Here is a 12,881-nt window from a genome sequence, read left to right on the forward strand (position 1 = left end):
TATTGTTTGGTTAGTTACTTTGTCGAGATTTTACTTGCTTTAGGTAACAGATAGCGATTTAAATGTTGGTTATTGGGTTATCAGATCCTGAGTCATTTACTGCTTTGGACAACTCTCTCTGCCAATCAGGGATGAATGCTGGTCTCAGCAACAAACCCCCATCTGCCTGACAGGCTACCGGCCCCCACGCCGGGAGCACCATACCCTGCACCGTAGAGCGGTTGGGAATAGAAATACGCATTGGTGTTCGTTTCCCAAGGCGAGGCACTGATGTACATACCGCCGTAGGTAATCCCAAAAGCTCCGGCTCCTGTGTAGGTGATCCGGCCAAGTGCTCCATTCAGATCATACGAGTTGAACGCCCGCAGTCCGCATATGTACGGAGTTGTTCGATACAATTGTGTCCAGGGCGATGACACCGTGCCATAGTCCGCCGGATTGACAACGCCCGACGCATTACCGCCGATGCCAATGCCGATGCCAGAGAACGAGTATAGCCCGCTTACACCGGCGGTACGACTATAAAAAATGAATGCAAACGATCCCCCAGCGACTCCAGCACCTCCGGCAATCTGTCCGGCGCAGCATACCTGCCAATCAGTTGTTCTTGTAAGCCATCCCATTGTTGTAAGGCGTTTAGTTGTTTCGCTGATTAGTCGCAGTTATGCAGGTTAGGGAAACAGAATTGCTTTATCATTTTCGATTACTTTTATTCGTTTCCGTAACCAGGCCTCTGTTAATTCTGTCAAACCTCTTTAGAAAGGCATTGGGTACGGTGCCATTTCTCCGTATTGATACAGTATACTGTCTACGAACGAGAGCCGTCTGACCCAGGTTGGGGTTACTGAGGTTCCTAAAACTCCTTCCCACTGCGCAAACGGAACTCTCGTAATCTGCTGCATGGCGTGTTGCCAGGAGTAGGCATTCCATCCTTCAAAGACCATCCCGCCCCCCATAATATTCCTTGAGTTATACGTTCCTACGCCACCGTAATTAGCCGGGTCGTTACCAGGTCCGTTGACATGGTCAGACCCAAGATTATGGCCTACTTCATGGACCACCGTAATCTGTTGATTACCCGTAAAGTTTGTTTTCAAAACCGTATCCTGTGACGTCCATAGCCGGCTATGGGCTCTGAAACGTGACCCGGCTGGTACGTCTACCAATTGGACATTAATTGAATTAGCCTGCCTGGTATTTACTCGAACAGCGTCGAACCGACACTGAATATTAGGCCGGTATTCATTACGGTCGAATGAGTAGTTGTAGGCCTGATAACTGGCTGGTGTCCGTAAACAAAATTGATTATCCCAATAGCGTTTAGCAACATTCAACAGCTCATTACAGACTTGATCCCAGCGCCCCGGTGTCCAGGCATTAACCGGAATCAGATTTTTGTCCGTATCACGGGCATTACCACTCGCATCGGGGTTAACTGGATCGAAGAAGTAAAATTGCCGGATGGTCAACACCATATTATTGAGCCCATCCATCGGCCTTGTCCGATCACGAGGGAAATACGGTGATGGCGACAACGTAACCTCCTGCATCGTACCATTGTGTGAAATAAACATATCGCTTCTCTGTCAGAATTTTCTAACCCGCTTCCCCATCTAAGAGACTCTCCTTATTCAAGCTTGTCTGAATTCCGTCGAAGCTAATTTCTCCGGATTCATTCGTCGTTAGCGTCAGATGACTTCCCTTGCTAATCTCGCCCGCCACAATCATACGCGAGAGTGGTCTCCGTAGCCGATTGCGGATAACACCCCGTAACGGCCTTGCGCCGTATTTAGGCGTATAGCCTTCCAGTGCCAGTTGCCGACGGGCAGCATCATTAATGGTTAACGTAATACCCTGCTTATCAAGCGTCTTGAGTAGCGACTTCAGTTGTATGTTGAAAATGCTGACGATAGCCTCCTCAGAGATGGGCTGGAACGGAATAATCTCAGTAAGTCGACCCAGAAATTCCGGCCGGAAATAACGACCCATGATTTCCAGCAACTCGTTTGATGCGGCTATCTCGCCTTTTGCCGCCTTCTCCACCACGTAGTCGCTGCCGATGTTGGAGGTGAAGAGAATAATGGCATTGGAGAAATCACCTTCGCGACCGAGTCGGTCATGGAGCAGGCCTTCGTCCAGGATTTGCAGAAATATATCGAACACCGAGGGGTGCGCTTTTTCGATCTCGTCGAACAGCACCACGGCAAAGGGTTGCTGCCGGATTTTAGTGACCAGCAAGCCCCCCTCTTCATAACCAACGTAACCCGGAGGAGCACCGTAAAGCAGGGCGGCCGAATGCTCTTCTTTAAACTCCGACATATCAAAACGGATCAGCGCCCGCTCATCGTTGAAGAGAAAATCAGCCATCGATTTTGCCAGTTCAGTCTTACCCGTACCCGTTGGTCCGGAGAAGAAGAACGAACCTATTGGCTGACCGGGTCGGCTGAGGCCCGAGCGGTTTTCCAGAATCGCATCGGCAATGATTTTTACGGCATGATCCTGCCCCACCACCCGCTGTTTCAGGTGATCGTCTAACGCCAGTAGTTTGTCCCGTTCCTTCGACTGAATCTTGCCGAGTGGAATACCCGTTCGGTTGGCAACAACGGCAGCCACTTCGGCCGGTTCGACCTTATCGCGAACCTGCTCACCGAGGGCTTCAAGTTTATTAAGTACGGTTGTTAAATGATCGGCCAGGGCGTCGGCTAGCTCAAACTGATCCGTCTGCAAATCTTCTTCAATTTGTCCTAGTAAAACCGGGCTTAGCCGGTTCTTTAATTGCCGCTCGAACCATCGAACGTTACCCATATACGTTAAAGGATCGTCGGCAGATGATTTCTCCCGAATGCCACCCAATTCGGTGCGTAACCGTTCTATTTCTGGTTGGGTTGTCTCAGCGGCCATTTTCATAGCGGCCATAGTCCGGTCGATCAGGTCAATGGCCGCATCGGGTAGCCGCCGGTCTTTAAGGTAGCGTTTTGCCAGCCGGACCGTCTCAGCAACGGTCGTGTCAGCGACTCCTATCTGATGATGTTTTTCGAATAAGGGGAGTATGGTACACACCATTCGGGTAGCTGTTGGCTCGTCGGGCTCTTCGACAGCCAGCACCTCAAACCGACGGGCAAAGGCTTCATCTTTTTCGAGGTATTTCCGGTACTCGTCGTTGGTGGTGGCTCCAATCAGCGTTAATTCGCCCCGCGCCAGTTCGGGCTTCAACAGGTTTACAGTGCCAACTGCTCCACCGTTGGGGTCCATCAGGATATGGATCTCATCAATGAAGAGCAGCGCCCGGTCGAACTGTTTCAGATCGGCCAGAATGCCCTTCAACCGATCTTCGATTTCACCCTTGTACGACGCTCCGGCAATCAGCGAACCCATATCTAACTGGAACAACTGCGCATTTTTAAGGTGAGGGGGCACATTACCGGCCACAATCTGTTGCGCCAGTCCTTCAACTAATGCAGTTTTGCCAACGCCCGGCTCACCGGTAATGATTACGTTTGGTTTGAGACGACGACCCAGAATTTCGATCATCTGTCGGGTCTCGCGGTCTCGTCCAACAATGGGATCAAGTTTGCCTTCGCGGGCTGATGCAGTTCGGTCGGTGCAGAACTTAAAGAGCGTTTTGCCGGTCGCAGCGACGCCGTTGGTATTGGTAGCGGCCTGCCCATTACTGGTTTTTCCGTTGCCGCCCATCGCCCCACCGCTGATGGCCTGCTGCAACCCAACGTCTAACAACGCTTTTTCGAGCAACTGGTTTTCCGTTAGCGGAAAGGATTTGAGCTGGTCACGGCTAAAGGCTACGTCGGGTTTACACATCGCCGTTAACACCGCTATTGGCGCTAGTTCAGTCTCACCAAGCTTCATCCGGACTACGTCCGAAACCTCCATCAGGGCGCGTACCTGCTTGTCGCCGGTGGGTTCCTCAACCGGGCGTGCCGACTTGGGATAGGCTTCAACGCGGATGTCGGCCCAATCGCGGAGGTAGGGCACGTCAATGTCCCAGACGGCTAGTTGGGAGGCCAGGCCAACATCGTTGTGAAGCAGGCCCATGAGCAGATGCCCCGGCGAAAACGTCAGGTGCTGATGCTCCCGCGCAATGGCCTGGGCAATACTGACAGCCCGGCGAAGTTCTTCCGTATAAGCAAGGGTTAGCATGGTGAGAAGGGGTTTATCCGCACCGATCAAGCGCTGAACGTAGCGGTTTATTGACCGGAGCCAAAGACTCTTTGAGTAAAAGGCAAAATGATTGAGTAAACGGCACTAAACCGCTCATCTTTAATGAAATAACCTTCATACCTTACTTTAAAAATTCCAGCTTCTGTATGTATTCGTTTCGCAGATTCAAATCCTTTGTGTTTGTCGTTAAAATGATTGGCTTAGGAAACAATGGCTTTATTTTTAATACCACTTGCCTTGTGGATAATTGCCCACAAAAGCAACGATCTGAAATAAGAGTGGACGAACAAGTTTCCATTGCGGCACACCGCCACCGGGTGGATATTGACGGTCGTCGTCCATGTCAGCACTGTGACGGATAACCGGCAGTACTTTCACCAGAGCATCGCTGCCATTTGGTTCCCATCCAGCCACAGCTATCTCTTTAAGTTTGGTAACATTCATTGTACCGGTGCCAGCCCAGCGATGGTCAGCGACCTGGCTGTAGCCCCGTAATTCAAAATCAGCTGGACCGGGCAGCGATTGGCCAGGTGCCAGCAAAGCCACGTATATTCCCTGGCTTAATCGCCCCTGATGGAATCCCAGCGCTCGTTCAACTTCAGACAATGTCCAACCTCTGACGCATTTGACTTTAGTGACGAAGCCCTTCTGCTCAATGATGTTGCCGACCTGCATAGCACATTTAGTTACAAATAACCCCTGAACAACGCTTTTATAATCTCGCTTTCCATCCACATGTATGTGGGAGCAACCACCTCGTTTATCTTTTTCTGAACAGGGGTAGCACAAGCATTCGTGGTGTCGTATACATCTTTGAGCAGAAAGACAGAGGTGGTCAAAAGCCCCAGCGGTCCGGAGACGGATGATAAGCCGGTTTTGACAAATGACATACTCATGAAAACCACCGCAATAGCGCATTCATGCTGACCATTGAGAGCCAGTTTTGTTGTTGACAGCGTTTGTTGGGCCAGGAAGAAGCCGAGATCTTTACTGCTGATCTTACGCCCCTTCTTTACTAAATCGTAAGTTAAAGTGAGTTGACCCGCCAAAAAATCGACGTACTCTTTTGGTAACTCGGCCTTAAGGAGCCCTTGTTTTACGGCCGCTTTCGAAGCCTCTTTAACCAATTTTTCGAAAGCAGCCTTCTGATCATCGCTCATGAGTGGATAGATTTAATGATTGTGGATGGCCTGTCATTTTCGGATGAAGTGATAGTGCCCTGCCAGCAACGAATATGCAGAGTGGTAGCGGTAAAAAGCGATACGCCGTCTACTTCCGGGAAAAATAGAAATCACCCGTCAGCGATGTTAATTCCCAAGGTATCTGTCTATTGTTCGATTGCTGGATAACATCTGCTCTAACAGCCCGAAACATCTGAATTAAAGTCTGGTTGGGAACGGTCATAGCTTTTAATAAAGCCCCTGTATAGAGGCCATTCCGACCAGTGCCTTCAAGTGCTGCCCGGCCTGGCGAGGTAGCGTAGGCCACTACAAAGCCGATAGGTGTATCCAGATCATTCAGCGGATTAGTCGCAGTCCGTGTGAAAGACCTCTCAAACGGGTTGGTTCGGTCCGTATCCAGAATAATAATATTGGTTTTTGCTTTGGCGCTTTTCAAGCCATTTATGAGCTGGTTAGTCATCAGGCACATCTGTTCTACATCGGCCGCGTTGGTCGGTCCAGCATCGATAGGTGCCATGAAGTGCAGGCCATTCACCTCAATTCCATGCCCGGCATAGTAAACCAGCCCTACTGGATAGCCTGCCAGTTTAGACGTGAATTCGCTGACAGCCTTTTGCATAGCCTCTTTATTCAGATTCTTGTGTAGCAACACCTCAAATCCTAATCGGGTAAGGATAGCCACCATGTCATCGGCGTCGTTGAGGGCTTTCGGCAATGGAGTATGTTGGGTATACGTACCATTACCAATTATCAAAGCCAGGCGCTTTTCGGCAGGTGGTGACTGGGCAAAGACAGCTCCCATCAACGAGCCAATTATTAGTAAAGGCAGAAGGGTTTTCATAGTGTAGATAGTGGTAGACAGACGTAAAACGCTATAAGTCGTTTACTTCCGCAGGAAATAAAAATCACCAGTCAGTGACGATGAGTCCCAAGGTGTTTGTTTGCTATTACTTTGTTTCATGACCTCCAGTCGTACCTGCTTGAACACGCTTTCAATGGATAGATCTGGCACATTTAGGTATTTCAGCAAGGCCGACGTGTAAAGACCATTGCGGGCAGTACCGTCGGCGGCTGTCTGGCCAGGTGCAGTAGCAAAGGCTAAATAAGACCCACTTGGTCCGTTCATTGGCGATAAGCCTTTGTTTCCATCATCACCCCTGGCCCAGCTACGATCGAAGGGATTATTCCGGCAGGCATCCAACACCACAATGTTGGTCCGCACGTGCGCTTCCCGCATCTTGGCCAACACTCGGTCGGCAAACTCACAGGTATATTCAATATCGCCTGCACTGCGCGGCTCAGCGTCAATAGGAACTAAGAAGTTGGTTCCAGCGTGCTGCATACCATGACCAGCGTAGTAAAACATACCAACCTGACAATTATCCTGTAGTTTCTCACCAAAATCATTGATGGCCGCAGCCATCTGCTGCTTGGTAACGTTGGTATGCAACATCACCTCAAAGCCAACTTTTTCCAGTGCAGCTGCCATATCGTTGGCATCATTGACCGGGTTGACTAAACGGGAAGCCCCCGGATAGCTTGCATTCCCAATGACCAATGCCAGCCGTTTTTCGGCAACAACCGGTGCTTTTTTCTCGTAGCGAACCAAGAATGTTTCGGAGGTAGTACCGCCTGGATTTTGGGCCACTAGTTTGAGCCGGTTATCTCCTTCGCGAAGCTGTACAGTTTGCGAGAGTGGATGGTCGCAGGCAGGTTCGGTATCGGCCTGCACTTTCAGATCACGATCAGCCTGTTGGAGAGCATCGTTGACAAACAAGCTCAGACGAGTCAGCGGCTTGCTGGTTTTGACGCAGGCCTTGATAAGCAGTTGATCGGTTTGTACAGTTGCCATCGACCCATCGCCTGTCAGGAAAATGATTTGGGGAGCTTCGACGGTCTCAATACCGTAAAGACCTTTTGTATCAATTTTCTGGCGTACACTCCGGGAGGTCGAAATAGCGGATTCCGGCTCCTGCGCCAGGGCTGTTATGGCAAACAGCAAGCCACTCAACAAAAGTATACCTGGTTTCATATGTCTGGACAGGTTAAAAGACAATGTATTTAGCAAGTCTGTTTATTCTGATATTAATTTATTACTGCTTCGTTACAGTCATCTCGACACGTCGGTTTAACTGCCGCGTTGCTTCTGATTTATTACTGGCAATAGGCCTGATAGGACCGTAACCACGCGTGCTGATACGCTTAGCAGCAATTCCATTTTTTACGAGATAGTCCTTCACTAAATCCACTCGCTTTTTTGAAAGCCTCACGTTTTCGTCGAAATCACCCTGATTATCGGTGTGGCCCGTTAGCTCAATCTCAACCGTCGGTTTATCGCGCATGAAAGCAACCAACTGATCCAGCGCTGGCTCAGCGCCAGGTAGAAATTCGGCCTTACTCTGTACAAACTGAATTGACTGCAACGGATTAGAAGCGCCCCCGTTAGACCCCGAACCAGTTAAACTAGCCTCGAATATGGGTTTTGTACTGATCTTCACACGCCCACTTCGAGAGGTTGATACTCCTGAACCGGGTTCCTGTGCCCGAGCCAGATTCAGAACTAACACGCTGACAACAAGTAGTAACGATGTTCTCATGCCAATACGAATTTAAAACTTGCGAACAAATCCAACACGAATAGCCTGGCTATCAGGCTGGATTAGCCAGGCGGACCCACGGTTAGCCGTGCGCGGCTGCTTTGACTTACGAACAACTAACCAAACGACATTGGCAACGGCGAGGGCTGCGGTTGCTCCGGCCACAATAGTAAATGTCCCCTGGCGACTCTCAATATCCTTACGCTTCGTTTCGGCAGTGTTCCACTCGGGAAGTGTTGCCGCTACGGTATTTTTGTTATACGCTTCTACGTCTTTGTTCAGGCTTGACGACAATGAAAACGTGTAAGCAGCTAGTCCGCCTGTAGCGACCCAGCCAATAATTGGTAATATTGATTTCTTCGGAGCTGTCACGACCGGGACAGGAGCTGGTGTTGGTGGTTTGGCTGCTACTGGGGGGCGGCTCCCCGACACTGGCCGCACCAACCGGATGATCACTTCAACTTCTTCATCCAACTGTACATTATCCCGCACGACGTCCCAATAAATGGTCTTGTTACGGCCAGGTGTTAATGATTTACCCACATTACCGCTGACGGTGTTCGGACGAAACCGCCGACCCGAGGCCGTTTCAATTTCAACGTACAGCGAGTCACTGGGCTGAACCGACGGCAGGTCGTACTGAATAACCAGCCGTTTGGTCTTCTCGTCGGTCGATATCCGGATGTTCGTTGCCTGCGACGGGCTTTGTTGAGCCCGAGCATGTAAGACTGCAAGTAATACGATTAGAAGAGTTAACAGTTTATGATTAAATATCAATTTCATAGTCAGACGATTATACCTTATTACTCAACTATTAATGCCCAAACATCCTGAGACCTCACACCATTGCCATCCATTGAAGACCCAAAGCACAGATAGATTGTATTACCAATACTAAACAAGGTTCGACCCGATAAACTAGGCGGCTGAGGGCCTTGAGAGGAAAGTGATACTTGTAGCCACTGTCCGTTTTTGTATTCAAATAATTTGTTATCATCAACCGATACCGCGAAGGCTCTATTACCAATTGTAACACCCGTATTGATGCGAGGTTGAGGCATATCGGCTTTAGCGTCAAATTTAGTTGTTGCATTGGGGCTAAATTCGACTGTAGCAGTAGGATGGCTGTAGGTGTTATTAATAACTAGTGTTCCACCGCCAATAACACATTTACCATCATAAGAGACCATCGCTGGGTCGCGAACTCCCGCCAGACGAGTTCCCATACCTGTCAATGGAATAATCGCTGATGTACTGGTTTCTGTATTATACTCAAGTATGCTAGACTGATCTACTGTTTTACCTGCAGCATCTATAATAAGACCAATTCCTATATAGGCTTTCTTTCCAAGGACACACACGTTACAGAATGCCCTATTTAAGCGAGCGTCAGTACGGCTAGTCCATTTATCTTCTTTTGGATTATAAATTAGGATTTCTGATTTGATGCTATTGTTATTAAATAAACCGGTCAAATAGCCCACTCCATCAACGGCAAAGGCCGCGCCATTAAATCCTCTTAAAGGCAGGTTGGCTTTCCTCGTCCAAGTTTCATTACTCGGATCAAATTGCCATACTTCGTCTGTCAGGCTCTCTGGTGCTAAATCGCCACCAGCGATGTAAGCTTTATTGTCAATAACGAACACATCTGAATTGGCTCTAGCTGCACCGGGAAAATTGTTTAAACGACGCCATACAAATGAAACTGGTAATGTTTTAAACTTCTTTACTTCTCCATAACCAGGTTCCGCTTTACCATTAACAGGTATAGTAATTGCGTAAGCTCTGTAATAGTATTCGGTATTTGGTTCCAGCGGCAGATTGTAAATGTCTGTGGCAAGACCGTATAGACTATTTAATTTTAATTCGCTGCCCGGTTCACGATTGGACATCACCACGCTCCCATTGTCAGGTTTGGGGTCACTATTCGTTTTTGAGAAGCAGATACCGTATTTATCTATTGTCGTCGGTGCTGATTTTACCTTCAACACCAAATTGGCTTTTGTCGCCGTAATAGCTACCGCATCAACGGTTTCAACATCCGGTTTTTGAGCTACGGGTGCAGCGCCCGTTTGGAACGTTTTTACTGAACCATACCTAACAGTGTCAACTTTATTGATCGCATAGGACCGGTAATAGTATTTTTTGTTTGGTTCCAAGTTAGTAAGCACTATAGTGGCCGATGCCCCTGTAACTCCCGAGGCAGCCGCTTTGCTGTCACCGACTGATGGCGTCTGATTGCTGGGCGAATACACAACTCCGTACTCCTTCAAAGTGACCTGACTGGCATTTGTAACCTGGCTTTGCACCACAGCGGAACTTGATGATGGCGTCCCCACTACATCGAGAGTTTCAACCGACGGGACCGGTTCACCTGTTTTAGCCTGCCTCACATCACCATAGCTTACATCACCCGTGCTGGTAATCGCATAAGCCCTATAGTAGTACGTTGTGTTGGGCAGCAGGTTCGTGACGGACACAGGAACAGTTGCTCCCGTAGCGTTGACCGCCGGAATTTTATTATCACTAACAGTCGGGGTTTGGCTAGTAGGCGAATAAACAACGCCATATTCTTTAAGCGTTACAGTGCTGCTATTCATGACCTGCACCTGTATCTGGAAAGAATTTGATCCAGGCGAGCCAGTCAAATCGAGGGTTCTTACATCAGCAATAACAGTTGCTGTTTTAAAAGACATTATTTCACCATAGCCAACGATGCCTTTATCGTTAATGGCGTAGGTACGGTAGTAATACGTAGTATTAGGCTGTAGACCATTCAGCATGACTTGGGCATTACCAGTTGTACCATTAGCTGGTATTTTGGTATCACTAGTAGTCGGTTGCTGATTCGAGGAAGAAAAGACGACACCAAATTCCTTTAGGCTATTTGGGCCTAAAGTTTCAATCCGGCAATCAACTTGCACCGAAGTCGTAGCTGGATTAGTAGCCGTTCCAGTCTTAACCTGGGGAATAAGATCATAGGGATTCACTTTCCATTTGGAACAGTTAGCCAACAGTAATCCTAAGCCTAGCATGATAAGCAAGCTACGTAAAGATAACGCCATAAAAACAAGTGTTAATATGTTATTTATCAACAGTTTACTTAGCAAATGTACAGCGTAGCACTGGGTGTAGGCAATACCGTGAATACGGTATTTTGACGAGAATATGCCCCTTATTTTACCACCAAAAAGGGTGATTTACCCGTTGCTATATTGAATCTTGTAATATGGGTTACCTGCCGTTTTTATGTCCTATAAATAGATTAAGAAAACTGTGTTTTTATTATCTTCTTACTTACTATACGTAATCCAGCTCAGCGTTACCGTCCGGCCAGTAAAGTTGTAACTACCGACATGAAACACGCCGTACCGGCCTTCGTTTGTCACATAAGCAAACTCCCGTTGGCATTCGGATCACAAGCCGGTAAGCCAATCTCGAACTGTCTTGCCGAAAACGTCAGGACAGTCAACTCTTCAAAAGAGATTGCTGATAGACTGAGCACCGTGGTCAGGCTATATCTAGTTCCACTGGCTGGCACAAAGAGGAGATTGTTGCTTTCAGTTACGTTCCATTTAAAATCACCCGCAGCACTAATGGTCTTTCCGCCATCGAGATCGTAAAACCCGTTCTCTGCAATCGTGACTTGGCCTTTTGAAAATACATTGGAGGCTTCGACCTCTTTAGGGTCAATATTCCATGTAGAACATCCCATGGATAGACCAGCAAGCGTAATCACCAGGACGAGGTTAGCTGTGGTCACTTGTACTGCGTATCTATTTGCGTTGGAAATAAAAGTCTCCTGTCAGTGAGGTCGATTCCCAGGGTACCTGCTTGTTGTTCGATTGCTTCAATACTTCCGCCCGCACCTGCTGAAAAAGTTGAATGATTGTCTGATTGGGCGTCTGTAAAGCTTTCAATAAAGCAGCCGTGTAAAGACCATTGCGGCCGTTGCCGTCGGCGGCCGTTTTTCCGGGCGAAGTGGCATAGGCAATGACCGAGCCAATGGGGGCATCCATCGTGGCTAAGCCGTTATCGCCCCCGCCCCGGCTCCACTTGCGCTCAAAAGGAGCATCGCGACAGGCATCAAGCACCACAATGTTAGTACGCGTACGGGCGTCTTCCATCTTAGTCAGAATACGATCGGCAGGTAAGCAATCATATTCTATCTCGTTGTCACTCTCCGGCTTAGCGTCCAGCGGCACGAGGTAATTACGCCCTTTACTTTGGACACCGTGTCCGGCGTAATAAAACAACCCCACCTGATAGTCACGTAGTTTGTCGCCAAAATTGTTAATGGCTACACGCATAGCCCGGTTATCCAGATTGGTGTACTGCATGACCTCGAAGCCTAATTTTTTTAACGCAGCCGCCATATCATTAGCATCATTGACAGGGTTACTCAACTTGTTTGCGCTTGGGTAATCGGCGTTCCCAATTACCAACGCTAACCGCTTTTCGAGCACCAGCACGGGCGGCTTCTTGTAGTTTACTTCTAGTGATGAAGTTATCTCCCCTCCTCCCGTCAGATAGGCTACCAACTTCAGCTTGTTTCCACCCTCGATTAGTTGCACCGTCTGGCTGAATGTCTGCGGACACTCTTTGTCCTGATCTACTTTCAGGTCACGAGTACCTGATTGTAATTTATCATTCAGGAAGAGCGTGTAACGAGCAACAGGTTTGGCCGACGTGATGCAGGCTTTAGCAATAAATGTAGGGGCCGACACAGTCTGGTCGGCTTCCATATCGCTTGTCCAGTCAATACGCGAGGCTACCGTTGTCGCAGGTACATTGGGGAAGAAGGGGGTTGTATTGAGCCGCGTCATCGGGCTTTGGAAGGTAGTCACTTGCTTTGGGGCAGGCTGGGCAAATACGGCTCCGACCAGCAAGCAGGCAGCAGTAAAGAGTATAGGCGTTTTCATGATCC

The 12,881-nt window shown here is 48.6% G+C and carries 12 protein-coding genes; all 12 read right to left on the bottom strand.

Annotated features, from left to right (window positions below; genetic code table 11):
• Positions 1 to 125 precede the first annotated feature (125 nt).
• The gene (locus tag ACFSUS_RS10990) at positions 126 to 623 is read right to left on the bottom strand and encodes a hypothetical protein (RefSeq protein ID WP_381522435.1); all 498 of its coding nucleotides are present in this window, start codon (positions 621 to 623) and stop codon (positions 126 to 128) included.
• Between the two features lie 132 nt (positions 624 to 755).
• Positions 756 to 1,574, bottom strand: coding sequence for a hypothetical protein (locus tag ACFSUS_RS10995; RefSeq protein WP_381522437.1), 819 nt, complete (start codon positions 1,572 to 1,574; stop codon positions 756 to 758).
• Between the two features lie 22 nt (positions 1,575 to 1,596).
• Positions 1,597 to 4,155 carry an ATP-dependent Clp protease ATP-binding subunit gene (locus ACFSUS_RS11000; protein ID WP_381522439.1) on the bottom strand — a complete coding sequence of 853 codons (2,559 nt, stop codon included), beginning with the start codon at positions 4,153 to 4,155 and terminating at the stop codon, positions 1,597 to 1,599.
• A 243-nt stretch (positions 4,156 to 4,398) separates the two neighbouring features.
• Positions 4,399 to 4,851 carry a hypothetical protein gene (locus ACFSUS_RS11005; protein WP_381522441.1) on the bottom strand — a complete coding sequence of 151 codons (453 nt, stop codon included), beginning with the start codon at positions 4,849 to 4,851 and terminating at the stop codon, positions 4,399 to 4,401.
• Positions 4,852 to 4,862: 11 nt separating this feature from the next.
• On the bottom strand, positions 4,863 to 5,336 hold the full coding sequence (locus ACFSUS_RS11010) for a hypothetical protein (RefSeq protein ID WP_381522443.1): 474 nt from the start codon (positions 5,334 to 5,336) through the stop codon (positions 4,863 to 4,865).
• A 109-nt stretch (positions 5,337 to 5,445) separates the two neighbouring features.
• Positions 5,446 to 6,198, bottom strand: a complete 753-nt coding sequence (locus ACFSUS_RS11015) for a caspase family protein (protein ID WP_381522445.1) — start codon at positions 6,196 to 6,198, stop codon at positions 5,446 to 5,448.
• Positions 6,199 to 6,240: 42 nt separating this feature from the next.
• Positions 6,241 to 7,389, bottom strand: a complete 1,149-nt coding sequence (locus tag ACFSUS_RS11020) for a caspase family protein (protein ID WP_381522447.1) — start codon at positions 7,387 to 7,389, stop codon at positions 6,241 to 6,243.
• A 61-nt stretch (positions 7,390 to 7,450) separates the two neighbouring features.
• Positions 7,451 to 7,954: an OmpA family protein gene (locus tag ACFSUS_RS11025; protein WP_381522449.1), complete on the bottom strand. Its 504-nt coding sequence runs from the start codon at positions 7,952 to 7,954 to the stop codon at positions 7,451 to 7,453.
• A gap of 12 nt (positions 7,955 to 7,966) precedes the next feature.
• Entirely contained in the window at positions 7,967 to 8,737 is a 771-nt protein-coding gene (locus ACFSUS_RS11030; protein ID WP_381522451.1) for a hypothetical protein, read from the bottom strand.
• Between the two features lie 20 nt (positions 8,738 to 8,757).
• Positions 8,758 to 11,019: a kelch repeat-containing protein gene (locus tag ACFSUS_RS11035; protein ID WP_381522453.1), complete on the bottom strand. Its 2,262-nt coding sequence runs from the start codon at positions 11,017 to 11,019 to the stop codon at positions 8,758 to 8,760.
• Between the two features lie 320 nt (positions 11,020 to 11,339).
• On the bottom strand, positions 11,340 to 11,669 hold the full coding sequence (locus tag ACFSUS_RS11040) for a hypothetical protein (RefSeq protein WP_381522455.1): 330 nt from the start codon (positions 11,667 to 11,669) through the stop codon (positions 11,340 to 11,342).
• Between the two features lie 61 nt (positions 11,670 to 11,730).
• Positions 11,731 to 12,876 carry a caspase family protein gene (locus ACFSUS_RS11045; RefSeq protein WP_381522457.1) on the bottom strand — a complete coding sequence of 382 codons (1,146 nt, stop codon included), beginning with the start codon at positions 12,874 to 12,876 and terminating at the stop codon, positions 11,731 to 11,733.
• Positions 12,877 to 12,881: the final 5 nt, after the last annotated feature.

Origin of the sequence: Spirosoma soli, from assembly GCF_042684525.1 — a bacterium.
Classification (GTDB): Bacteria; Bacteroidota; Bacteroidia; order Cytophagales; family Spirosomataceae; genus Spirosoma; species Spirosoma soli.